Source organism: Acidovorax sp. 56 (assembly GCF_002749705.1).
Lineage (GTDB): Bacteria > Pseudomonadota > Gammaproteobacteria > Burkholderiales > Burkholderiaceae_C > Acidovorax.
Genome location: NZ_PEEV01000001.1, coordinates 3,964,328 through 3,987,732 on the forward strand (window position 1 = coordinate 3,964,328; position 23,405 = coordinate 3,987,732).

A 23,405-nucleotide genomic window follows, 5' to 3' on the forward strand; every position below is an offset into this window, starting at 1 on the left:
GTTGTTCTCCTGATCAGTGCGAGGTGCCGAGGTAGGCACTGATCACGTCTTCGTTGCTGCGCACTTCGTCGGGCGTGCCGTCGCCGATCTTCTTGCCGTAGTCCAGCACCACCACGCGGTCGCTGATGTCCATCACCACGCCCATGTCGTGCTCGATGAGCACGATGGTGGTGCCGAACTCGTCGTTCACGTCCAGGATGAAGCGGCACATGTCCTGCTTCTCTTCCACGTTCATGCCGGCCATGGGTTCATCGAGCAGCAGCACCTGCGGCTCCATGGCCAGGGCCCGGCCCAGGTCCACGCGCTTTTGCAGGCCGTAGGGCAGCTGGCCCACGGGGGTCTTGCGATAGGCCTGGATTTCGAGGAAGTCGATGATGTGTTCGACGTATTCGCGGTGGCGGATTTCCTCGCGCTCGGCCGGGCCGATGCGCAGCGCCTGCATCAGCAGGTTGCTTTTGATCTTGAGGTTGCGGCCGGTCATGATGTTGTCGATCACGCTCATGCCCTTGAACAGCGCCAGGTTCTGGAACGTGCGCGCCACGCCCATCTCTGCCACTTGGCGGGAGTTCATGTGGTCAAAGGTCTTGCCCCGGAAGGTGATGGAGCCTTCGGACGGTGTGTACACGCCGTTGATGCAGTTGAGCATGGAGCTTTTGCCCGCGCCGTTGGGGCCGATGATGGCGCGGATCTCGTGCTCTTTCACATTGAAAGAGATGTCGGTGAGTGCCTTCACCCCGCCAAACCGGAGGCTGATGTTCTTGACGTCGAGGATGACGTCGCCGATCTTTTTGGTGGTCATGGTGGGGGGCTTCTCCAGCGGGTAGAGCGCGGGTTTCATGCGGCGGTCTTGACGGGGGTGAAGGTCTTTGCGTCCGAGATCTTGAGCGTGGCGCTCACGCTGCCGGTGCGGCCGTCCTCGAACTTGACCTGGGTCTCGATGTACTGCTCGGTGCGGCCTGCGTACAGCGCATCGACGAGCACGCCGTACTTCTCGGCGATGAAGCCCCGGCGGACCTTGTTGGTGCGGGTGAGCTCGCCGTCGTCGGCGTCCAGCTCCTTGTGCAGCACCAGGAAGCGGCTCACCTGGCTGCCAGCCAGCATGCTGTCGCCCGCCAGGTCGGCGTTCACCTTCTCGATGCATTCGCGGATCAGTTCGTACACCTCGGGCTTTTGCGCCAGGTCGGTGTAGCCGGCGTAGGGCAGGTTGCGGCGCTCGGCCCAGTTGCCCACGGCGTCGAAGTCGATGTTGACCATCACGCACACCTTCTCGCGCTTGTCGCCCAGGGCCACCACCTCCTTGATGTGCGGGAAGAACTTGAGCTTGTTTTCCACGTACTTGGGCGCAAACATGGCGCCGTCGTTGGCGCCGCCCATGATGCGGCCTACGTCCTTGACGCGGTCGATGATCTTGAGGTGGCCATGCGCATCCAGAAAGCCCGCGTCGCTGGTGTGGTACCAGCCGTCGGCCGTAAGCACCTCGGCCGTGGCGGCGGGGTTCTTGTAGTACTCCTTGAGCAACCCGGCCGACTTGACCAGGATCTCGCCGTTGTCGGCCACCTTGATCTGCACCCCGCGAATGGGCACGCCCACCGTGTCGGCGCGCGCCTGGTTGTCGGGCTGCAGGCAGACAAACACGGCGGTCTCGGTGGAGCCGTACAGCTGCTTCAAGTTGATGCCGATGGAGCGGTAGAAGGTGAACAGGTCGGGGCCAATGGCCTCGCCTGCCGTGTAGGCCACGCGCACGCGGCTGAAGCCCAGGTTGTTGCGCAGCGGGCCGTACACCAGCAGGTTGCCCAGCGCGTATTTGATGCGGTCCAGTGTGCCCACGGCCTCGCCGTCCATCAGGGCCGGGCCCACGCGTTTGGCCACAGCCATGCAGGCCTCGAACATCTTGCGCTTGAGGGTGCCTGCGTCTTCCATGCGAATCATCACGCTGGTGAGGAGGCCTTCAAAAATGCGGGGGGGCGCAAAGTAGTAGGTGGGGCCGACTTCCTTCAAATCGATGGTCACCGTGCTGGCCGACTCGGGGCAGTTGACTACATAGCCGCAGGCCAGCCACTGGGCATAGCTGAAGATGTTCTGTCCGATCCAGGCGGGCGGCAGGTAGGCCAGCACCTCTTCGCTGCTGGTGAGCTTGTCGAACTCGGCGCCCGCGCTGGCGCGGTCCAGCAGCGTGCTGTGGGTGTGCACCACGCCCTTGGGGTTGCCGGTGGTGCCTGAGGTGAAGAACATGGCAGCCACATCGTCGGGGCGGGCCTGGGCCACTTCGGCCTGGAACCAGCCTGGGTTTTGCGCCACAAAGGCGGTGCCCGATTCGATCAGCGCATCCAGCGACTCCAGGCCTTGCTCGTTGTAGTTGCGAAGGCCCCGTGGGTCGTCATAGAAGATGCGGGCGATCTGCGGGCATTGCTCGCGGATCTCCAGCATCTTGTCGACCTGCTCCTGGTCTTCCACCAGGCAAAACCGCACCTCGGCGTTGTTGAGTGGGTAGATGCATTCGGCCGCCACGGCGTCCTGGTACAGCGGAACAGGGATGGCGCCCAGCGACTGGGCGGCCAGCATGGTGGCGTACAGGCGGGGGCGGTTGGCGCCAATCACCACCATGTGCTCGTGGCGTTGCAACCCGGCTTGGCGCAGCCCCGCAGCCACAGTCTCCACCAGCCGGGCCAGGTCTGCCCAGCTGTGGGTCTGCCAGATGCCGTATTCCTTTTCACGCAGCGCCGGTGCTGTGGGGCGCTCGGCGGCGTGCTTGAGCAGCAGTTGCGGGAACGTGGTCAACATTGCAGGTTCCTAGAAGGTGAGGGCTGTCAGCCTGGGGACATTCTGAGGCGCCGCCCAAGGGCCGCGCTTTTGCCTATGGAGGGGATGCTAGGACCGACTTTGACGTTATCTTGTCTTGCCGACGACAATTTACGGGAAACTACTCCTCGGGTGAAACCCTCCTCCCCTGTGAAAGCCTCGTGAAAGTCTGATGACTTCGGGCTGGGCCGTGCGCGGTGGATGGGGGCGTTATCCTTGCCAGCATGTACGCCCCGTTCTTCGGTCTCCAGCACCCGCCGTTTTCGATTGCCCCTGACCCGCGCTATCTTTTCATGAGCGAGCGGCACAGAGAGGCCCTGGCCCACCTGCTCTATGGGCTGGATGCAGGCGGCGGCTTCGTGTTGCTGACAGGCGAGGTGGGCGCAGGCAAGACCACGGTGTGCCGCTGCTTTCTGGAGCAAATCCCGGAGCACTGCAATGTGGCCTACATCTTCAACCCCAAGCTCACCGTGGGGGAACTGCTGCGCTCCATCTGCGACGAGTTTGGCGTGCCCCACAAGCCCAATGTGCCGGGGGTGGAAACCGTCAAGGACTACATCGACCCCCTGAATGCCTCGCTGCTGGCGGCGCATGCGGCCGGGCGCAACACGGTGCTCATCATTGACGAGGCGCAGAACCTGGAAGCCGACGTGCTGGAGCAGTTGCGCCTGCTCACCAACCTGGAAACCAACGAGCGCAAGCTGCTGCAGATCATCCTGATTGGCCAGCCAGAGCTACGCACGATGGTGGCGCGCCCTTCGCTGGAGCAATTGGCGCAGCGCGTGATTGCGCGCTTTCACCTCGACGCACTGAGCCCGCAGGAAACCCAGCAGTACATTGCGCACCGCTTGGCCGTGGCCGGGCTGCGCGGCCCGGTGCCGTTCAGCCGCCGGGCGCTGCGGCGCGTGCATGTGCTGTCGCGCGGCATCCCGCGGCGCATCAACCTGCTGTGTGACCGCGCCCTGCTCGGTGCCTATGCGGCCGGGCAGCATGCGGTCAGCAAGGCCATCATCGAGCGGGCCGCGCGCGAGGTGTTTGGCACCCAGCCGCCAACCAGGGTTGCGAGCGGCGCACGCTCGCCCCTGCCACGGTGGGCGGTTGCGGGCATGGGCCTGGTGGCGGGGGCGGCCATGGTGGCTGCGGCTGGCTGGGCGTTGGGTGTTCGCCCAGCGCTGAAGGCGCCAGGCGCTGCGCAGGCTGTGGGGGCTGGCGTTGCCGGGCCGCTGGGCACTGCGTCCAGCGCACCGGCGAAGCTGCCGCAGACCAAGGCCCCAGCGCCTGCAAGCGCTGCCGCGTCCGCACCAGGCCAGTCTGCGTCCACCGCGCCCTCCACGGCGCTTGCCGCGTCCGCTGCGCCCGCCACAGCGGCCACAGCAGTCCTTGGGCCTGCTTCCGGGTTGCAGCAGTTCCTGCAAGCGCAGTCACCTGGCGATGCTTCGGCTTGGCAGGCCCTGGCCTTGGCCTGGGGCGTGGCATTGCCCGAGGGGGCAGATGCGTGCGCCACGCTGGCGCGCGACGGGTTGCGCTGCTACCGCAATCGGCGTGCGGGCCTGAACCTGATCCGGCAGATCGACCGGCCGACGTTGCTCATGTTGTCCCCATCGAGTGAGGGAGACGCGACAGTGCCTGCCGTTCTGCGTGGCCTGGACGAGGATGTGGCCACACTGCAAAGTGGTGGCCGCACGCTGCATGTGCCCGTGGCCGACCTGGCCCAGGTGTGGCGCGGGGACATGGTCACCTTGTGGCGCGCGCCGCCCGGCATGCCTGACAAGGGGGAAATCACGGACGGCGCCGCTGGCACTGCCTGGCTGGACGCGCGCTTGGCATCCAAGGCCGCCGGCGGGGCTGGTCCCAGCGCCCGTCCGGTGACGCCAGCGCTGCGCCAGGCCCGCATCCACCGCTTTCAGCTGGCCCAGGGGGTGACGCCCGACGGCCGGGCCGGGCCTCTGACCCTCATGCTGCTCAACCGCGCCACTGGCGTCAAAGAACCTCGTTTGCGCAACGGCGCCTGATTTTTATGTCCTACATCCTTGATGCACTGCGGCGCGCAGAAGCCGAGCGAGGCCGGGGCGCTGTGCCCGGTCTCCATACGCAGGCCGTGTCGGCCCCGCGTGCTGACTCCCCCAGCCCGGGCCACTGGCTGCTGTGGGGGGGCGCCGTGGTGGCCGTGGCAGGCCTTGCGGCGGGGGGCACTTGGTGGGCCATGCAGCGCGGCGCGCCAGCGGCTGTCCCTGCCGTGGCGGTTCCTCCTGCGGCCCCCGTGGCCCCGGTGGCCGTGGCCACTGCGCCCGCAGTCCCCGTGGCTCCCGCACCGGCACCTGCGCCTGTGCCTGTGCCTGTGCCTGTGCCTATGTCCGACCCCAGCCCACTTCTCCCGCCCGCCCCGGTCACGCTGGAGCCACGCCCCGTGGCACCCAAGCGCGTGGCCGAGCCCGTGCGTGAAAAGCCTGCCGCTGCGCCCGCGCCTGCGCAGGCGCGTGTTCGCGAAACTCCCTTGCCGCAGCCCGCTCCCGCCACCCGCTCGCAACCCCCCGCGCCGGTAACTCCACCTGCTGCCGCGCCTGCAGCAGCCCCGCCTGGGGCCACGCCGCCCAATGGCCCGGTGTTTGCGCAGAGCGACTTGCCGCCTTCGGTGCGGGAGCAGTTGCCCGCGCTGACAGTGACGGGGGCGACCTACTCCAGCAATCCTGCGCACCGCATGGCCATCGTCAATGGGCAGGTGCTGCAGGAGGGTGACCAGGCTGCGCCAGGGCTCAAACTCGAACGCATCGAGCAAAACCGCACCGTCTGGTCGTTTCATGGCTATCGCTACGCAGTGCGCTTGCAGTAGGGGCGGCATGCCCTGCGCTGCCAATTGGCAGTAAATGGTGGATTGGGCGACAATTTGGCCTGCGATGTTCCGCGCCAATGCGGCCCCATTCCCCCTGCCCGGTGAGCTTCATGAACCAGGACCTGTCATTGCACCAGCGCCGCCGCCCGCCCACGGCGGCCGAGATGGCCAATATCCCGTGGCTGCAGAGGCTCCCGTCCCCCGAGCGCGAGCGCGCCGAGGCGGCGCTGTTGGTGGGCGATGCAGCGCCAGGGGACTTTGTGTGCCGCGTGGGGCGGCCGGTGACCTACTGGTTTGGGGTGGTGGAAGGCTTGCTCAAGATGAGCAGCGACAACGCCCAGGGGCAGACGATGACGTTCACCGGCGTGCCGCCGGGCGGCTGGTTTGGCGAGGGCACCGCCATGAAGCGCGAGCCCTACCGCTACAACATCCAGGCGCTGCGCAAAAGCGTGGTGGCGGGGCTGCCGATTGATACCTTTCACTGGCTGCTGGACCATTCCATTGGCTTCAATCGCTTTGTCATGCACCAGCTCAATGAGCGGCTGGGCCAGTTCATCGCAGCGCGCGAGATTGACCGGCTGACCAACCCCGACGTGCGCGTGGCGCGCAGCCTGGCATCGTTGTTCAACCCGGTGCTGTACCCCGGGGTGGGCGAAGTGCTGCGCATCACCCAGCAAGAGTTGGCCTACTTGGTGGGCTTGTCGCGCCAGCGGGTCAATGAGGCGTTGACAGCACTGCAGGCGCAGGGCGCCATTCGGGTGGAGTATGGCGGCGTGCGCGTGCTTGACCTGGGGGCGTTGCAGTCCAGCGTGTTTGCCCACAGGTCCGTCGTGGCGCATTCCGCCACCGGTTGAGAGAACCCATGCACTGGTGCGGTTGCGACCGCACCAGCCGCCCTGCCATCAGCCCCGAGGCAGAGCGATGCGTTGCGCGGGCCGCGCAACAGCGGGGGCGGGGGAGGGGGCTGCTGTGGCAGGCACTTCCCAGTTGCGGTCGTTGGCGTTGTCCCGCGTCAGGCGGAAGGTGTGCACCACCTGCGTCAGGCGGCCCGCCTGGTCCTTGAGGCTTTCGGCCGCTGCCGCGCCTTCTTCCACCAGGGCCGCGTTTTGCTGGGTCATTTCTTCCAACGACCCCACCGAATGGCTGACGTCGGTGATGCGCTGGCTTTGCTCCTGGGTGGCGGCCGTGATCTCGGCCATGATGTCCGACACCTGGCGGACGGACTGCACCAGCTGCGCGATGCTGGCGCCCGCGTGGTTGACCAGGGTGCTGCCTTCTTGCACCTGCTGGGCGCTGTCGTTGATGAGGGTCTTGATCTCGCGCGCAGCATTGGCCGCCCGGCCTGCCAGGCCACGCACCTCGCTGGCCACCACGGCAAAGCCCCGGCCTTGCTCACCGGCGCGGGCGGCTTCCACGGCCGCGTTCAGCGCCAGGATGTTGGTCTGGAAGGCAATCGAATCGATCACCCCGGTGATGTCGGAAATCTTGCGCGAGCTGGCGCTGATGGCGTCCATGGTGCGCACCACTTGCGAGACCACCTCGCCGCCCTGCGTGGCCGCGCTGGACGCCTTGGAGGCCAGTCCGTTGGCCTGGTGGGCCGATTCCGCACTTTGTGCCACGGTGCCCGTCAGGTCGGCCAGGGCGTGCGATGCGCCTTGCAGGTTGTGCGAGGTTTGCTCGGTGCGCTGGCTCAGGTCCTGGTTGCCCGATGCCACTTCCGAGCTGGCCACGAGGATGGAGTCGGCCGTCTGCCCGATCTCGCCGACCAGACTGCGCAGCCGCTCTTGCATGGCCGCAATGGCTTCAAGCAGCCGCCCGGTTTCGTCGTTGATGCGCACCTCCACCTGCGAGGTCAGGTCGCCGCGCGCAATGCGCTCGGCCACCACCACGGCGCGGCCAATGGGCTGGGTGATGCTGGCGGTGATGCGCCAGGCAATCAGCACGCCCAAGCCCATGGCCATGGCCACCAGCAGCCCGCCGCTCCAGCGGGCGCGGCTTTGGGTGACTTCGGCAGAGGCCGTGGTTTCATCGTTCAGGCTGTTTTGCAACGCAATCAGCTCGGCCAGGCGCTGGCGCCACAGGGCTTCGGCGGGGGCCGCGCGCGTCATCAGGTTCAGGCTGGCGGCCACGGTGTCGCCGTCGTCTGCCGACTGCATGGCGCCTTCGATTTCAGGGCGCGCTTTTTTGCTGGCCTCTTGCACTTGCTGCAGCAGGGTCGTCTCAGCCGCCGTGGCTGTCGCGGGGGTGATGAGCTCGGCCAGCTGGGTTTCTTGCTTGGCGTAGTCCTGCAGCGTCTTGCGCACCGCCTGGATTTGCACCTGGGCTTGCTTGGGGTCGATTTCGTTGAGCATGGCGCTGGAGCGGCTTTGGATGCCCAGCGACCCTACGCTTTCGAGCATGCCGTTGACCAGCTTGGATTTCGCAGCCCCCGTGCCGGTGATGTCGCGCATCTGCTCGTGCACCTTGTTCAGCGACAGTTGGCCCACCGTCGCCACGGCAATCAACAGCACCAGCAGACAGCCGAACCCCAGCCCCAGTCGGGTGGAGATGGACAGGGATTTGAAGCGCGAGGGGATCATGGTTTCCTTGGGGGCACTTGGTTGAAGTGGTCTGCGCAAACGAAGCAAGAAGAGGGCCTGCCTTGGCTGGTGCGGGTTGGAGCGGGGGCAGGCTGCGGCAACAGGGGTGAAGGGCGAAAGTTTAGAGAGAACAACGCATTTGCGTGATGAAGCTTTTGGATGACGTCATGCCGCTGTGGCATGACGGTTTTGTTACAAATGAAGAGGTGTGGTGCATCCGGTGCAAAGTCCAGCCGTTGGCACTCAAGTGGTGCAGAGATGTGACGGAGATGCTTTGCAACGCTTTATATAGTGGACTTGTTGCTATCAAATTTATATTCTCAATTCCCCTCTTCTGTGTATGTGAAGACGGTGCAACAATGGCTTGCTGTGCCCCTATTTGTTACAACTGCAGGAGCTTGTCCTATGCCTTCCCGTTCCTCACTCCAGTCTCCGCGTCTGGCTTGGCGCGTTTCGTTGGTGGCGGCTGCTGCGCTCTCTTGGGGGTGCGCCCAAACGGTGGCCGATGGGGGCGCCTTGCGTGAGCAGGTGGTGGCCGTGACGGCCAGCCATGAGCTGATCACCTTCAATGCAGGGCGGCCTGACAACATCCTGGAGCGCAAGCCGGTGCTGGGCTTGCCCGCAGGCGACAAGCTGGTGGGCATCGACTTTCGTGTGGCGCGGGGCGTGCTGTATGCCTTGTCGCAGGCGGGGCGTTTGTACACGCTGGACCTGGGCAGCGGTGCGTTGACGGCTGTGGGCCCGGCGCCCTCGGCCATTGCCCTCAAAGGCACGGCCTTTGGCGTGGATTTCAATCCCGCGGCGGACCGGCTGCGCGTGGTCTCCAACCTCGGGCAAAACCTGCGCCTGCACCCTGACACCGGTGCGGCTGTGGATGGCGACCCCTTGCAGCCTGGCGTGCAGGCCGACCCCTACCTGCGCTATGCCTGGAGCGATGTGAACCACGCCCGCTCGCCCGACATCGTCGCGGCGGCCTACACCTACAACCCCACCAACAGCAAGATCACCACCAACTACGCCATCGACCGCACCTTGGGGGTGTTGGTGATGCAAGGCTCACGCGAGGGGGAGACCCCGGTGGTGTCGCCCAACCTGGGCCAGTTGCGCACCGTCGGGTCGCTGGGCCTGGGCGCGCTGGCGGACGCTTCGCTGGACATCTCGGATGTGAACAACACCGCACTGGCCGCAGTGCGCACGGCCAGTGATCCCAAGACCCGCCTGCATCTGGTGGACTTGAACACCGGCAAGGCCACCCCGCTGGGCGTGGTGGGCGATGGCAGCCCGCTGGTAGGCATGGCGATTGAGCCATGACGCAACGCCGAACGCGATGGACTGGGTGGCTGGCCGCTGGGCTGGCATGCAGCGCTTGGAGCACGCAGGCGGCGACGGTGCAGGTGGACGTGGTGGACGACGCGGGGCGGCCTGTGGCAGGCGCCGTGGTGTTTCTGGAGTCGCCCGCCGCGCGGGCGCTGGTCAAGCCCTTGCCCCAGGCCGAGGTGGCGCAGGAAAAAAAGCAGTTTTTGCCCGGGGTGCTGGTGGTGCCCGTGGGCACGCAGGTGCACTTCCCCAACCGCGATAGCGTGCGCCACCACGTCTATTCGTTCTCGCCCGCCAAGAAGTTTGAACTCAAGCTCTACGCCGGAACCCCCGCCAACCCAGTGTTGTTTGACCAGCCCGGCGTGGTCTCGTTGGGCTGCAACATCCACGACCGCATGGTGGGGTGGATTTTGGTGGTCGACACACCCTACTACGCACAGGCGCCAGAGGGTGGCCCTGGCGAAGGGGGCGCAGCCAGCGCCAGCAGCCCCGGCCGGGCACTGCTGCAAAGCGTGCCGCCCGGCAACTACAAGCTGCGCGTGTGGCACCCCAGGCTGGCGCCGGGGGCTGCGGCCCATGAGCAGGCGCTGGTGGTGCCTTCCACGGGCAATGCGCAGGCGGCCGTGAAGATGGCGGGGTTGGCCCCCTGATGTGGCAAACCCTCTGGCGTAGCCTGATCCTGCGCTTGGTCGGGGTCTCCTTGCTGCTGCTGTTGGTGGTGCAGCTGGCGGGCTTTGCTGTGGTGCGGGCCAGCATTGAGCGCAACGCCCGGGGCCAGATTGCGCGGCAGCTGGATGTGGACGAAAACGTGTGGCGGCGCCTGCTGGAGCAGAATGCCGAGCGCTTGCGCCAGGGCTCGGCCCTGTTAGCCGCGGACTACGGGTTTCGCTCGGCCGTGCATTCGGGTGAAGAAGAAACCATCCAGTCGGTGCTGGAGAACCATGGCGAGCGCATTGGCGCTGCCGTGACGGCGCTGCTGGGCACCGATATGGCGCTGCGCGCCATCAGCGCCCCGGTGCCTGCGCAGGCCCTGGTGCCCACGCTGGCGCTGCTGGCGCCCCAGCTGGCCAGCAGCCCGCAGGGCAGCCAGGTGGCGGTGGTGGAAGGCGTGCCCTACCAGTTTGTGATGGTGCCCATGCGGGCTCCGGTGGTCATCGGCTGGGTGCTGATGGGGTTCCCCCTGGGGCAGCCCCTGGCCGATGAAATGCGCCAGTTGCTGTCGGTGCATGTGGCGCTGGTGGTGCAAGGCACGCAGGGGCCTGCCGCCGTGCATGTCAGCACGCTGCCCGCGCCGCTGCATGGCCCGGTGCTGGCCATGGGCGCTGACGGGGGGGAACTGGCATCGGCCGACGGTTTGTTGCTGGCGCGCTCCAGTCCACTGCCCAGCCTGAACGGGCAGGTGCATGCGGTGCTGCTGCGCTCGGTCGATGCGGTGGTCGCTCCTTACCGCCAACTGCAAGTGTTGTTGTCCATCATCACCGCCGGGGGGCTGTTGTTGTTTGCCCTGGGCAGCGGCGTGATGGCGCAGCGCGTGATCAGCCCGCTGCGCTCGCTGATGCGGGCCACCCAGCGCCTGTCGCGCGGCGAGTACGACACCCCCATGGAGCACACCGGGCGACGGGATGAAATCGGCCAGTTGTCGCGCTCGTTTGACCGCATGCGGCTGGACATCGGTGCGCAGCAACGCGAGATCAAACACCTGGCGTACTGGGACCGCCTGACGGGCCTGCCCAACCGCGAGCGTTTTCGGGACGTTGTGGTGCAGGCCATGGCGCAAAGCCCTGGCGAGGTCCGGCCACTGTGCGTGCTGACCCTGGACTTGGACCGCTTCAAGCATGTGAACGACGTGATGGGCTACGCCTTTGGCGACCGGTTGCTGCAGGCGGTGGCGGGGCGGCTGCAGGCCCTGGTGACTTTGCCTGGCGATATGGTGGCGCGCCTGGGCGGCAACGAGTTTGCCGTGTTGCTGCAAGGGGCGGGCGCTGCCGCGGCCCACACGGTGGCACAGCAAATTTTGGCGTCGTTTGAAGCGCCTTTGGCGCTGGAAGAGCAAACCGTGGACCTGAGCGCTGGCATTGGCATTGCCTGCTGGCCTGCCGATGCAGAGGACGCCGATACGCTGCTGAGCCGCTCGGAGATTGCCATGTACGCCGCCAAGCGCAAGCTCAGCGGCGCTGTGCGCTACGACGCATCGATTGATTCGAGCAGCGCGCAAACCCTGTCGCTGCTGACCGAGCTGCGCCACGCGGTAGAGCACAACGAACTGCGGCTGTACCTGCAACCCAAGGTGCCCCTGCACGGCCAAAGCGGGTGGGCTGCCGAGGCCCTGGTGCGCTGGCAGCACCCGCAACGCGGGCTGGTGCCGCCCATGGAGTTCATTCCGTTTGCCGAGCAAACCGGCTTTGTGCGCCAACTGACGCTGTGGATGTTTGAGGAGGTGGCCCGCTTTCTGGCGCTGCTGCCGGCCACGGCGGGCGCGTTACGCGTGTCGGTCAACCTGTCCACGCGGGACTTGCTTGACCCCGAGTTGAGCCAGCGCCTGGGCGACATCCTGGCGCGGCATGGGGTGGCCGCCAGCGGGTTTTGCCTGGAGATCACCGAAAGCGCCATCATGGACGACCCCCAGCGCGCCGAGGCCATGCTCAACCGGCTGTCGGAGCAGGGCTTCAAACTGTCGATCGACGACTTTGGCACCGGCTACTCGTCGCTGGCTTACCTCAAGCGCCTGCCGGTGGATGAGCTCAAAATCGACAAATCCTTTGTGATGGGCATGGAGGCGGGTGAGGACGACGCCATGATCGTGCGCTCCACCATCGACCTGGCACACAACCTGGGCCTCACGGTGGTGGCCGAAGGGGTGGAGACCGCCGCCATCCTGGAGCGCCTGCGCGCCCTGGCCTGCGATGAGGCGCAGGGCTACCACATCAGCCGCCCCGTGCCTGCGCAAGATTTTCTGGCGTGGCAGCAACGGCAGGGGTAATCTTCCACACGCTGGCTATTGGCCCCCGGTCGCCCCCTGTGACCAGCCCGTCGGCCCATTTGCCTGTTCGTATGCCCGCCCGCCGGTTCGCCAGCGACAATACGCCCAATGTCTTCATCCAGCTCCCGCCCACCCCAACGTCCCGCCCCCACGGCTGCGCCTGCCGAGGACGCTCCTGCGCGGCCTGTGCTGCGCCGCCCCACCTTGTCGGCCAAGCCAGCCCCTGCCGCCCCCACGCCGTCCAGGGCCCCCGCAAGGCCTGCAGCCGCAGCGGGCGCGCGGCCTGCTGCTGCGCGGTCCGAGCGTGCCATCGGCCCCACATCGACTCGCACCTGGGCTGCCGATGCAGGCGGGCGGCCTGCGCCAGCGCGGCCCCCGGCAGCACGCTCTGCTGCTCCCCGGCCCGCTGCAGGGCCTGTGGCCCGATCCGCGCCGGGCGGTGGCGACACCTCCCGCTTGAACAAGCGCATGGCCGAGCTGGGCCTGTGCTCGCGCCGCGAAGCCGATGACTGGATTGCCCAAGGCTGGGTCAAGGTCAATGGCGAAGTCGCGCCCATGGGATTGCAGGTCACTGCCGCAGACCGCATCGAGGTGGACAAGATTGCCCAGGGTTTCCAGGAGCAGCGTGTCACCATCCTGCTGAACAAGCCCATTGGCTATGTGAGCGGCCAGGCCGAGGACGGCCATACGCCCGCCGTGGCACTCATCAACCCCCGCACCCACTGGCGCGATGACGCCAGCCGCAACCGCTTCTCCCCGCCGCAGTTGCGGGGCCTGGCGCCTTGCGGGCGGCTCGATATCGACTCGGTGGGCCTCTTGGTGCTGACCCAGGACGGCCGCGTGGCCCGGCAGATCATTGGCGAAGACTCCGAGATGGAAAAGGAGTACCTGGTGCGCGTGGTCTACCAGGCACCAGGCCAGGCGGTGCCACGCCACCCCGGCGAGCGCTCTGCGCCGCTGCAGGAAATCGACGAGCGTGACCCTGTCAGCACCAATGTGCAGGCGGTGTTTCCCAAAGAATTGCTGGAACGCCTGCGCCATGGCCTGAGCCTGGACGGCGAGCCGCTCAAGCCCGCCAAGGTCGATTGGCAAAACCCCGAGCAGCTGCGGTTTGTGCTCACCGAGGGCAAAAAGCGCCAGATTCGCCGTATGTGCGAGCTGGTGGGGCTCAAGGTGGTGGGCCTCAAGCGCATCCGCATCGGCCGGGTGACCCTGGGCAACCTGCCTGTGGGCCAGTGGCGCTACCTGGGGCCGCACGAGCGGTTTTGATGGGATTTTTAGCGACAGCAAGGTGTGCTGCCCACGGGGCGTTGCTACCATGGCTGCACCCGCATGTTCAAACGAGGAGATGTCTGTGAGTGAAGAAAAATTCCGGTTGGTCACCCGCAGTGACTTTGATGGCCTGGTGTGTGCGGTGCTGCTCAACGAGCTGGAACTGATTGACGAGATCACCTTCGTCCACCCCAAGGACATGCAGGACGGCAAAGTGGCCATCACCAGCCGCGACATCACCACCAACTTGCCCTACGTGCCCGGCGCCCATCTGGTGTTTGACCACCATGAATCGGAAACCGTGCGCAATGCGGGCCGCCGCGATGTCAACCACATCATCGAGGCCCACGCCCCCTCGGCCGCGCGCGTGGTCTACAACCACTACGGTGGCAAGGCGGCTTTCCCGCGGGTGACGGACGAGATGATGGCGGCGGTGGACCAGGCCGATTCGGCCCAATATTCGCGCGAAGACATCCTGAACCCCCAGGGCTGGGTGCTGCTGAACTACCTGATGGACTCGCGCACGGGCCTGGGCCGTTTCCGCGACTTCCGCATCAGCAACTATGCGCTGATGATGGACCTGATCAAGTACTGCCGCGACCACACCATTGAGGAAATCCTGGCCTTGCCCGATGTGCAAGAGCGCGTGGTGCTGTACCGCGAACACGCCATCAAGGCCAAGGAACAACTCGAGCGTTGCGCCATTGTGCTGGGCAACCTGGTCGTGCTGGACTTGCGCAGCGAGGACACCATCTGGGCCACCAACCGGTTCATGATTTATGCGCTGTTCCCGCAGACCAATATTTCTATCCACGTGATGTGGGGCCTGCAAAAGCAAAACACCGTGTTTGCCACCGGCAAATCCATTCTGGACCGTGGCAGCAAAACCCATGTGGGCAACCTGATGCTGGAGTTTGGCGGTGGCGGCCACGCCGCCGCAGGCACCTGCCAGGTGGCGAACGACAAGGCCGATGCGGTGCTGAAGACGCTGGTGACGCGCATCAACGCCGACGGCTGATCGGGAGACAGTCAAGGGCGCGGCGATGAAGCGCCCCCTTGAAACCCCTTCCCTTTGCCCATAAATCACGCCTGCCGGTCTGGCATGCGTGATTTTCTTTTTTGCCAGCCCCTTTGCGTATTCCATTGAATCTACCGAGAGAGAACCCACCCATGAGCAAGCAAACCCTGTCGTTCCAGGCCGAAGTGGCCCAGCTGCTGCACCTGGTCACCCATTCGCTGTATTCCAACCAGGAAATTTTCCTGCGCGAGTTGATTTCCAACGCGTCGGACGCCTGTGACAAGCTGCGTTTTGAAGGCCTGAACAACTCCGCGCTGTTCGAGGACGCCCCCAACCTTGAAGTGCGCGTGAGCTTCGACAAAGATGCCAAGACGCTGACCATCACCGACAACGGCATCGGCATGAGCCAGCAAGAGGCCATTGACCACCTGGGCACCATCGCCAAGAGCGGCACCAAGGACTTCATGGGCAAGCTCTCGGGCGACCAGAAGCAGGACGCGCAGCTCATCGGCCAGTTCGGCGTGGGTTTCTACTCCGGCTTCATCGTGGCCGACAAGATCACCGTGGAATCGCGCCGTGCGGGCCTCAAGGCCGACGAAGGCGTGCGCTGGATCAGCGGCGGCACGGGCGACTTCGAGGTCGAAACCATCACCCGCGCTGCACGCGGCACCAGCATCATCCTGCACCTGCGCGACGATGCCGAGGAATACCTCAACGCCTGGAAACTCAAACAGGTCATCGCAAAATACTCCGACCACATCAGCCTGCCCATCCTGATGGAAAAGGAAGAGTGGAAAGACGGCGAGCTGATCAATCCATCGGACGAAAACGGCGGCCGCCAGCCTGGCGGCATGGTCAAGACCGGCGAGTGGGAAACCATCAACAAGGCCAGTGCCCTGTGGACGCGCCCCAAGAAAGACATCACCGAAGAGCAGTACGCCGACTTCTACAAAACCATCAGCCACGACCACGAAGCCCCGCTGACCTGGGCACACAACCGTGTGGAAGGCAACACCGAGTACACGCAGCTGCTGTACATCCCTGCCAAGGCGCCGTTCGATTTGTGGAACCGCGACAAGAAGGCCGGCGTGAAGCTGTATGTGAAGCGCGTGTTCATCATGGACGACGCCGAAGCGCTGATGCCCACCTACCTGCGCTTCGTCAAGGGCGTGATCGACTCGGCCGACCTGCCGCTGAACGTGAGCCGCGAGCTGCTGCAAGAAAGCCGTGACGTGCGGTCCATCCGCGAAGGCTCCACCAAGCGCGTGCTGAGCATGCTCGAAGACTTGGCCAAACACGACAAGCACGACACCACGGCAGGCGCCGATGGCGTGACCGATGTGGTCGATGCCGACGACAAGGCCAAGGAAGGCAAGTACACCGCGTTCTACGCCGAGTTTGGCGCCGTGCTGAAGGAAGGCCTGGGCGAAGACTTTGGCAACCGCGAGCGCCTGGCCAAGCTGCTGCGTTTTGCATCCACCACCAGCGACGCTGTGACGGTGGGCTTTGCCGACTACAAGGCCCGCATGAAGGAAGGCCAGGAGGCGATTTACTACATCACCGCCGACACGCTCGCCGCCGCCAAGAACAGCCCGCAGCTCGAAGTCTTCAAGAAGAAGGGCATCGAAGTGCTCCTGATGACCGACCGTGTGGACGAGTGGGCGCTGAACTACCTGCAAGAGTTTGACGGCACCCCGCTGCAAAGCGTGGCCAAGGGCGCTGTGGACCTGGGCAAGCTGCAAGACGAAGCCGAAAAGAAGGCCGCCGAAGAGGCTGCCGAAGCCTTCAAGCCCGTGCTGGCCAAGCTGAAAGAAGCCCTGAAGGACAAGGCCGAAGACGTGCGCGTGACCACGCGCCTGGTCGACTCGCCCGCCTGCCTGGTGGTGCAGGACGATGGCATGAGCACCCAGCTGGCGCGCTTGCTCAAGCAGGCCGGCCAGCAGGCGCCCGAGACCAAGCCCGTGCTGGAAGTGAATGCCGAGCATGCGCTGGTCAAAAAGCTCGACGGCAGCGTGCACTTCCATGACCTGGCGCACATCCTGTTCGACCAGGCCCTGTTGGCCGAGGGCGGCTTGCCCGAAGACCCCGCTGCGTACGTCAAGCGCGTGAATGCCTTGCTGGCATAGTTTTGATGCCAAATAGGCTGCTAGCGCTTATGGAGTAAGCGCTAGCAGCTATTAAAATAATAGTAAACCCCGGTGTGCTTGCGCGCATCCGGGGTTTTTTTGTGGGGCAGCGGGAGCCACCGGGGGTTGGGGCGCTATAGGTCTATGCGTCTGCCTTGCTCTGCGCCAGCACACGCGCATGCGCTTGGTTGCGCTGCGCCGGGTCTGCATCCAGCAGCTCTTTGAGCGCCGCATCGGGTAGCCATTGGTAGCTGCGCCGGTCATTCTTCACCGGCACGTTGCGCCAGCCCGAGAGCACCAGCCAATCCCACAGCTCACGCGGCACGGGGTGGGTGACTTTCATCTTGACCGTGCCACGGATGAGGGCTGCCCCCACCTGCGGCAAGGGCCCCACGGGCGCGGTCTTGCGCTTTTGGCGGATGGACAACAGATTGCGGATCAGGTCTTTCATGGCGGTGGCGATGAGCGTTGGGTGCAAGGGCCTGTGAACCGGGCGTTGGAGATGCTTGCCGGGGCGGTGGTGATGCCGCCAGCGCAGGTGTGCGCTGGGCGACGGTCTGTGCACAGCATAGCGGGGTGGTGTTGCCTGATGGGGTTTGGGCCTGCTGGGGCTGTCGATGTTGCGGCGATGGATTGGTGTGCGAAGGAGTGCTTTGGGCCCGAAGCCGTCGGCGAGCATTGGTGTTCAAAGCGGCCATTGAGCCAAAGGCTGCTTGATCGGAGCCTGGCCCTCTTCCAGAGTCCGGTCCCTAGCCGTCGTCATAGTGCAATATGTTAGGCGGAGGAATCAGTGCGCCAAATATCTCGCATGATCCAGTTTTTCCCGCAAGTTTATTGCGATCTCAATTACGTAAGGAGTGTTCCCTTTGACGCTGGTCATCATTCTTGCCCTGCTTTCGATGCTATGTCTTGGCGGCTTTGGTCTGCGGAAAACCTATTTGCTTTTCAGACGGAGGGATGAGAGCTACTTGCGTCAATTCGGAGTTACGGATGAGAAAACTTTGAGCTCGCTGTCTACGCAATTCGGGTGGCTTTTTCTGGTGTGGAGTCTTTGTTTCGTGGTCTCACCATTGGTAATTCTGCTGCTTCGAGTACCGTTCAACTCCTTCGTGGGATTTTTTGTCGTTGGCACTGGGATTCACTATGTTGGCAAACGGGCGATTGAACGCAAGCATGGTCTTAAATACTCCTAACCGGTCGGGCCAAAGCGACAGCCTTCGACTGCGGCTGTCCTCCGGCGTTTAACGTCCGCTTAATTTTGCGGTGACCGGCTGCTTCTGGCCGTATCTTGCCGGATATGCAAAAGCCTCCACGCAGCAAAAACACGGCTAGCAACGAGCTGAGGGGTGCCCATCCTCACAATCGTGTTCATGCCCCCGAGGCCACCATGCAATGACGCCTTCCGTTCGCGCGCGCACCTCAGGAGCCGCCAGACAAGTTGCAACGGCTTCATAGCCTGTAGCCCCTGGATAGGGCTCCACGTGAATGGGTGGGTTGTGATTGGCAGGGCAGAGAAGAATGGACTCTCCCGCGCCAACGGAAGCTAAATCGAGGATGACCGAAGAACGTGTCATCAAGAAGAGCGGGCGCTCCACGGACATGTGGCGACGCAGGTAGGCGGACACCGCCTGTTGGGTGGGCGCATCCAGGCCGTGCTCGACCATGTCGACGACCAGAATGGTCGGCCCTTCGGCTTCCAGTCCGACCAGCAGCGCGGTTAGTGCCTCGGAGGCGACAGCGCCTTCTTCGATCAGCCAATCCATCGCGTGATTGATGCGTAATCGTAGGTTCGAGTCGGCATCCATGCGCGCCTTCGCATCACCTGCCGCAACCCGCTCTAGGCCAAGGAATGCCGCCGACGGCAGCACCTCGGCTATGCGCAGGGCCAATCGCGTTTTTCCGCTGCCCAACGGACCCACGATGTAGTTCAGGGGACGGATGTCGTGCAACTGGAAAAATTCACCACCCCAGGGCCAGGGTAGTTCGAATTCGACGCTCAGCCGACTGGTCGACACCTGCAGGCGCGTCAATTCTGTGACGGTTGGCCTCTGCCCTCTTTCCAATTTGGCTCGTAGACCACGAACACGTTCGATGGTGTCTCCCAGTCGACGCGCATCACCTTCAAGCACGGACTGATGTAAGGCCAAGGCAGGCTCAAGTCCCTCGGCCTCGCCTTCTAAAACACTGGCCACTTGCGCAAGACTCAAGCCCAGCGCACGAAGGGCCACAATCTCGCTGGCGCACTGCATCTCCACCGGTCCGTAAGACCGCCAGCCAGCCTCGGTGCGCCTCGGTGTCATAAGACCACGTTGCTCGTAAATACGTAATGCCTTTGCGGAGATGCCAAGCCTTCTCGCTGCCTCTGAAGGGCTAAGGAATCGCGTTCGACTGTTCACAAAGTCACCTCTTCACATGTGGAAAGATGTTTTTATAAAGGTGGCCCTAAGGGTCGGGTCAAGCGAGTTCTGAAATGAGCACGCGAACGTTAGCTTCTGGGGCCACTGGAGCTAGGCTTCGCATGTTTGGAGTTGGCCGATAGCGGCATTCTCCATCCCAATAAGCCCTTGGCCATCCCCTTACGCTGACGTCCCCTGCCCACGCTGCCCCTGATGCGGCGCTTGCAGTGCGCGCACATGGGCTCCCAATTGCGTCAGGCCTTGGCGGGCCAGGTGTTGCAGTTCGGGCAGGCAGCGGTCGATGGTGGCGGCGTCCTGGGCTTTGGCGGCAGCTTCCAGGGGGCGGGTCAGCTCGCCCAGGGGGCTCAGGCCAAAGCTGCCTGCGGTGCCGCCCAGGTCGTGGGCTTCGCGGCGCAGGGTTTCCCATTGGCGGCTGTGTGCGGCCTGGGTGATGCGTTCCACCCGGCGCTCGCAGTCCTGGATGAATTGGTCGATGAGGGGCAGCAGCCGCGCGGTGGGGATGGTGTCTTGCAGGTCTTGCAGCAGCGCTGCGTCGAACACGACGGTGGCGGTGCTGGTGGCGGTCGAGGCCTGCGGACTCTCAACGGCGGCGACGGGGGGCGGGGCGGGGCTGATGGCGGGCTGCGTTGCCGGTGCCGTGATCGGCGGCGGGCTGGGCGCGCGGGTGCTGCGGGCGTTGGCCAGCCAGCGCGAGAGGGTGTGCCACAGCGGTGCTTCCAATAAGGGTTTGGCGATGTGGTCGTTCATGCCGCAGGCGCGGGTGCGCTCCACATCGGCGGTGCTGGCGTTGGCCGTCATGGCGATGATGGGCAGGGCCTCGAAGCGGGGCAGGGCGCGCAGGGCGCGTGTGGCGCTGAGCCCGTCCATCACGGGCATCTGCATGTCCATCAACACGGCTGCGTAGGTGTTGTCGCTGGCCTGGGTGAGTGTTTCCACGGCCTGGGCGCCGTCGTGGGCCATGTCCACGACCAGGCCTCCGGCTTCGAGCAGGCCTTTGGCCACTTGCCGATTCAGGTCGTTGTCGTCCACCACCAGAACGCGCAACCCCGCAGTGTGGGCGGGGGCCAGGGCCGTGGTTTGCAGGGGCTGGGTGAGCACGTCGCGCGCCCAGTCGGTGGCAGGGGCGCGCTGCAGGCGTGCGGTGAACCAGAAGGTGCTGCCTTGCCCGGGCTGGCTTTGCACTCCGGTGTCGCCCCCCATGGCCCGCGCCAGCTGGCGCGAGATGACGAGCCCCAGCCCCGTGCCGCCAAAGCGGCGCGTGATGGAGCTATCGCCCTGCCTGAAGGGCTCAAACAGCCCCTGCATCTGCTCGGGCGTGAGGCCTATGCCGGTGTCTTGCACGGCGCCATGCAGCAGCAGGCTGTTGTTGTCTTGCTGGGCCACGCTCAGGCGCACCAGCACTTCGCCCTGGTGGGTGAACTTGATGGCGTTGTGCACGTAGTTGATGAGGATTTGGGACAGGCGCTGGCTGTCGCCCATCAGCTGTTCGGGCACCTCGTCGGCCACTTCCAGGCGCAGTTGCAGGGCTTTGGCGTGGGCTTTGGGGCTGAGCAGGTCGACCAGCGTGGCCAGTACGGGCGACAGGGCAAAGGCCTTGTTCTCCAGCACTAGGTGGCCGCCGTCGATTTTGGAGAAGTCCAGGATGTCGCTCAGGATGCCCAGCAGGTGCCGGCCTGCGCGGTGCATTTGCTCGATGCGCTCGCGCTGGGGCGGGGGCAGCTCTTCTTTCAGTGCAAGCTGGGCCATGCCCAGGATGGCGTTGAGTGGAGTGCGGATCTCGTGGCTCATCACGGCCAGGAAGCGGGCGCGCTCTTGCGCGGCGCGCTCTGCCGCTTCCTTGGCGGTGGCCATGGCGCGGGTCTGGCTCTTGCGCTCGGTCACGTCCATCCAGACGCCATGAAAGAGCACGCTGCCGTCCTCCAGCCGCCGTGCGGTGGCCGAGGTTTGCAGCCACCGGGATGTGCCTTCGTGCAGCACTTCGGTGTCAAAGTCGAGTGGGGCCTGGGTGTGCAGCCGTTCCATGAAGCGTGCTTGCACGCGCTGCTGCACGCTTTGCGGAACCGAATACGCCTCGCCCACCGAGCCGCCGCTGCGCAGCAGGGCCAGCACCTGCAGGCCCGGCATTTCCGCAGCCTTGTCGCTCACGAACAAAAAGCGGCAGGTGCCGTTGGGCAGCAGGTGCAGCTGAAACACCACGCCAGGGATGGCACTGGTCAGGTCCACCAGCTGTTCAGACAGTTTGCGGGCTTCTTCGCTGCGTTGCACCTGTGCGGTGAGCTTGTCGGCGCGCTGCATGGTGTTCTTGAAGACCTGCAGCGCCCGGGCCATGGTGCCCACCTCGTCGCGGCGGCGGGTGGCGGGGATGGCGTCGCCATATTGCTGCGAGGCCAGGCGCTTCATGATGCGCGCCAAGTCGGTGATGGGGCGCGAGATTTGCGTCACCGCCACGTACACCGACAGCACCAGCACCAGCGCCAGCGCGGCCACGACAGCCGCAGCCATGGACCACAGGGTGTCGCTGGTGGCGTCGTTTTGCTGCTCTACCAGCGCCTCGAACTCGGCGTGCGAGCGGCTGCGCAGGCTCTCCAGCCCTTGCTTGAGCTGCACCATCGCAGGCTCGAAGTCCTGGTACAGGTGGTTGTTGGCGTGGGTGTTGAAGCCCGGTCGGGCGGGGGCTGCCTCTGCTGCGTTGAGGACTTGCTGACCTGCATCGAACACCTCTTGCGAGCGCAGCCGCAGCGCCATCAGATCCCGCCCCTTGTGGGGCATGCGCTGCGCGATGTCGTTCAGCGTCATTTCAAAATCACGCTGCACCGCGCGCAGCCGCTGTGTGGGCTTGGCCGCCGCGGCCTGCACAGGGCTGCGGGGGGTGTTGGCCATGCCAGACACCAAGCCGTGGGTCTCGCTGAGCAGCACGCTCGCGTCGCCAAAGCTGTGGGTCAGCTCGGACTCCAGTGAGATCAAGGCGCGGTACTGCGTGTCCATCTGCCGCATGCTGACCATGGCGTAGCCAATGATGGCCATCGACACCAGGCCCATCAACCCGACCAGCAGGCTGATTTTGGCTGCCAGGGGCAGGTGGGAGAAAAAACGTTCGCGGCGCATGGGGCTCGATGATGGCGTTCACACCCTGTCAGCAGGCGGACAGGACGGGCTGGTGGGTGAATGGACGGGGTGGGCTGATGGATTGTTGGGGCACTGTGCGCCCAGTTTCTGGGGATCGCAAGGGGAATATGACCCGGGTCAAGTGGGCTGTAAGCCCCCAGTAGAGGTGGCTATAACGCCCTTGGGTCGGCGCAGTGTAGAAGGCTGTGGCGCGCGCTCCCAGGTCCCCAAAGGTTAACGATGTTGAACGCATCGGCGTGGCTGGGCACGGTGGCCTTGTGGTGGGCTGCGGCACACCCGCACGGGATGCCAAGTTTTTGGTGCCATTCGAGGCAGATCGCTTGATAATCCGCACGCCCAACCGGCTGCCGGGTGGGGGTGGCCTGCTGGCACCCGTTTGCGCCCGGCTTCTCTCCCTTCTTTCTCGCTCCAGGTGGTTCATGGCCCGTTTCTTTCTCACATTTTTGGCACTGCAGCTGTCGCTGTTCGGCATCAACATGCTGGGCGTGGTGCAGCAGCATGTGGTGCTACCCTGGACGATGCTGCTGGCCCGCATGTGCGCTGGGCTGGTGACCTGGTTTGACAGCAGCGCGGCGGCGGCAGGCAAGGTGCTGTGGAACACGGTGACGGGCTTTGGCGTGTCGATCGAGCCCGGCTGCAACGGCATTGAGGCGTGCATTGTGTTGTTTGCGGCGGTGGTGGCGTTCCCCTCGTCGTGGCGGCACAAGCTCATCGGCTTGGCGGCGGGGTTTGTGGCGGTGCAGGGGCTCAACATGGTGCGGGTCATCAGCCTGTTTTACCTGGGGCAGTGGAATACGCAGGTGTTCAACTTTGCGCACGAGTACCTGTGGCAGGCGCTCATCATGCTGGATGTGCTGATCGTGTGGCTGCTGTGGGTGCGCGCCGGCAACAAGGCCGCAGCGGCCCCCGCTGAAGCGGCTGCAGCTTGATGGGTGAGGGCT

General features: G+C 64.9%; 17 protein-coding genes. 11 read left to right on the plus strand and 6 right to left on the minus strand.

Translation table 11 applies throughout. The annotated features are described in order from the left end of the window. Positions 1-13: 13 nt before the first annotated feature. Together CLU88_RS17600 and CLU88_RS17605 are read right to left on the minus strand one after the other, a co-directional pair. The gene (locus CLU88_RS17600) at positions 14-799 is read right to left on the minus strand and encodes an ABC transporter ATP-binding protein (protein ID WP_015012351.1); all 786 of its coding nucleotides are present in this window, start codon (positions 797-799) and stop codon (positions 14-16) included. Between the two features lie 35 nt (positions 800-834). Next, positions 835-2,781: a long-chain fatty acid--CoA ligase gene (locus CLU88_RS17605; RefSeq protein ID WP_099657698.1), complete on the minus strand. Its 1,947-nt coding sequence runs from the start codon at positions 2,779-2,781 to the stop codon at positions 835-837. A 242-nt stretch (positions 2,782-3,023) separates the two neighbouring features. On the opposite strand from CLU88_RS17605, the gene CLU88_RS17610 reads away from it, so the two are divergent. From CLU88_RS17610 to CLU88_RS17620, 3 genes are all read left to right on the plus strand, one after another. Continuing rightward, the gene (locus CLU88_RS17610; RefSeq protein WP_099657699.1) at positions 3,024-4,811 is read left to right on the plus strand and encodes an ExeA family protein; all 1,788 of its coding nucleotides are present in this window, start codon (positions 3,024-3,026) and stop codon (positions 4,809-4,811) included. 5 nt (positions 4,812-4,816) lie between these two features. Beyond that, complete coding sequence (locus CLU88_RS17615; RefSeq protein ID WP_099657700.1) at positions 4,817-5,629, plus strand: general secretion pathway protein GspB; 813 nt, start codon at positions 4,817-4,819, stop codon at positions 5,627-5,629. A gap of 110 nt (positions 5,630-5,739) precedes the next feature. Continuing rightward, on the plus strand, positions 5,740-6,483 hold the full coding sequence (locus CLU88_RS17620; protein WP_099657701.1) for a Crp/Fnr family transcriptional regulator: 744 nt from the start codon (positions 5,740-5,742) through the stop codon (positions 6,481-6,483). 48 nt (positions 6,484-6,531) lie between these two features. Here the strand turns inward: CLU88_RS17620 and CLU88_RS17625 are convergent, their stop codons facing one another. After that, entirely contained in the window at positions 6,532-8,208 is a 1,677-nt protein-coding gene (locus CLU88_RS17625) for a methyl-accepting chemotaxis protein (RefSeq protein WP_099657702.1), read from the minus strand. A 405-nt stretch (positions 8,209-8,613) separates the two neighbouring features. Between CLU88_RS17625 and CLU88_RS17630 the strand changes: the two genes are divergently transcribed. From CLU88_RS17630 to htpG, 6 genes are all read left to right on the plus strand, one after another. Beyond that, complete coding sequence (locus CLU88_RS17630) at positions 8,614-9,519, plus strand: DUF4394 domain-containing protein (protein ID WP_099657703.1); 906 nt, start codon at positions 8,614-8,616, stop codon at positions 9,517-9,519. Beyond that, positions 9,516-10,175, plus strand: a complete 660-nt coding sequence (locus tag CLU88_RS17635; protein WP_233205518.1) for a methylamine utilization protein — start codon at positions 9,516-9,518, stop codon at positions 10,173-10,175. The genes CLU88_RS17630 and CLU88_RS17635 overlap by 4 nt, the downstream gene beginning before the upstream one ends. Further along, positions 10,175-12,505, plus strand: coding sequence for a bifunctional diguanylate cyclase/phosphodiesterase (locus CLU88_RS17640; RefSeq protein ID WP_099657704.1), 2,331 nt, complete (start codon positions 10,175-10,177; stop codon positions 12,503-12,505). The genes CLU88_RS17635 and CLU88_RS17640 overlap by 1 nt, the downstream gene beginning before the upstream one ends. A 468-nt stretch (positions 12,506-12,973) precedes the next feature. After that, positions 12,974-13,774, plus strand: coding sequence for a pseudouridine synthase (locus tag CLU88_RS17645; RefSeq protein WP_121730564.1), 801 nt, complete (start codon positions 12,974-12,976; stop codon positions 13,772-13,774). Positions 13,775-13,859: 85 nt separating this feature from the next. Further along, positions 13,860-14,795 carry an exopolyphosphatase gene (locus CLU88_RS17650; RefSeq protein ID WP_099658978.1) on the plus strand — a complete coding sequence of 312 codons (936 nt, stop codon included), beginning with the start codon at positions 13,860-13,862 and terminating at the stop codon, positions 14,793-14,795. Positions 14,796-14,947: 152 nt separating this feature from the next. Beyond that, positions 14,948-16,921, plus strand: a complete 1,974-nt coding sequence (htpG, locus tag CLU88_RS17655; RefSeq protein ID WP_099657706.1) for a molecular chaperone HtpG — start codon at positions 14,948-14,950, stop codon at positions 16,919-16,921. Between the two features lie 142 nt (positions 16,922-17,063). Here the strand turns inward: htpG and CLU88_RS17660 are convergent, their stop codons facing one another. Then, entirely contained in the window at positions 17,064-17,372 is a 309-nt protein-coding gene (locus tag CLU88_RS17660) for a hypothetical protein (RefSeq protein WP_099657707.1), read from the minus strand. A 415-nt stretch (positions 17,373-17,787) separates the two neighbouring features. On the opposite strand from CLU88_RS17660, the gene CLU88_RS17665 reads away from it, so the two are divergent. Next, on the plus strand, positions 17,788-18,114 hold the full coding sequence (locus tag CLU88_RS17665) for a hypothetical protein (protein WP_143226044.1): 327 nt from the start codon (positions 17,788-17,790) through the stop codon (positions 18,112-18,114). Positions 18,115-18,249: 135 nt separating this feature from the next. Here the strand turns inward: CLU88_RS17665 and CLU88_RS17670 are convergent, their stop codons facing one another. Continuing rightward, the gene (locus CLU88_RS17670; protein ID WP_099657709.1) at positions 18,250-19,317 is read right to left on the minus strand and encodes a MerR family transcriptional regulator; all 1,068 of its coding nucleotides are present in this window, start codon (positions 19,315-19,317) and stop codon (positions 18,250-18,252) included. A gap of 180 nt (positions 19,318-19,497) precedes the next feature. Further along, entirely contained in the window at positions 19,498-22,443 is a 2,946-nt protein-coding gene (locus tag CLU88_RS17675; protein ID WP_099657710.1) for an ATP-binding protein, read from the minus strand. Positions 22,444-22,883: 440 nt separating this feature from the next. Between CLU88_RS17675 and xrtH the strand changes: the two genes are divergently transcribed. After that, positions 22,884-23,393, plus strand: coding sequence for an exosortase H (gene xrtH, locus CLU88_RS17680; protein WP_121454183.1), 510 nt, complete (start codon positions 22,884-22,886; stop codon positions 23,391-23,393). The last annotated feature ends 12 nt before the right edge of the window (positions 23,394-23,405 follow it).

Excerpts from the sequence above, each read along its gene's own strand:
- CLU88_RS17600 (WP_015012351.1), bottom strand. The coding sequence starts at position 799 with ATGACCACCAAAAAGATCGGCGACGTCATCCTCGACGTCAAGAACATC.
- CLU88_RS17605 (WP_099657698.1), bottom strand. The coding sequence starts at position 2,781 with ATGTTGACCACGTTCCCGCAACTGCTGCTCAAGCACGCCGCCGAGCGC.
- CLU88_RS17610 (WP_099657699.1), top strand. The coding sequence starts at position 3,024 with ATGTACGCCCCGTTCTTCGGTCTCCAGCACCCGCCGTTTTCGATTGCC.
- CLU88_RS17615 (WP_099657700.1), top strand. The coding sequence starts at position 4,817 with ATGTCCTACATCCTTGATGCACTGCGGCGCGCAGAAGCCGAGCGAGGC.
- CLU88_RS17620 (WP_099657701.1), top strand. The coding sequence starts at position 5,740 with ATGAACCAGGACCTGTCATTGCACCAGCGCCGCCGCCCGCCCACGGCG.
- CLU88_RS17625 (WP_099657702.1), bottom strand. The coding sequence starts at position 8,208 with ATGATCCCCTCGCGCTTCAAATCCCTGTCCATCTCCACCCGACTGGGG.
- CLU88_RS17630 (WP_099657703.1), top strand. The coding sequence starts at position 8,614 with ATGCCTTCCCGTTCCTCACTCCAGTCTCCGCGTCTGGCTTGGCGCGTT.
- CLU88_RS17635 (WP_233205518.1), top strand. The coding sequence starts at position 9,516 with ATGACGCAACGCCGAACGCGATGGACTGGGTGGCTGGCCGCTGGGCTG.
- CLU88_RS17640 (WP_099657704.1), top strand. The coding sequence starts at position 10,175 with ATGTGGCAAACCCTCTGGCGTAGCCTGATCCTGCGCTTGGTCGGGGTC.
- CLU88_RS17645 (WP_121730564.1), top strand. The coding sequence starts at position 12,974 with ATGGCCGAGCTGGGCCTGTGCTCGCGCCGCGAAGCCGATGACTGGATT.
- htpG (WP_099657706.1), top strand. The coding sequence starts at position 14,948 with ATGAGCAAGCAAACCCTGTCGTTCCAGGCCGAAGTGGCCCAGCTGCTG.
- CLU88_RS17660 (WP_099657707.1), bottom strand. The coding sequence starts at position 17,372 with ATGAAAGACCTGATCCGCAATCTGTTGTCCATCCGCCAAAAGCGCAAG.
- CLU88_RS17675 (WP_099657710.1), bottom strand. The coding sequence starts at position 22,443 with ATGCGCCGCGAACGTTTTTTCTCCCACCTGCCCCTGGCAGCCAAAATC.
- xrtH (WP_121454183.1), top strand. The coding sequence starts at position 22,884 with ATGGCCCGTTTCTTTCTCACATTTTTGGCACTGCAGCTGTCGCTGTTC.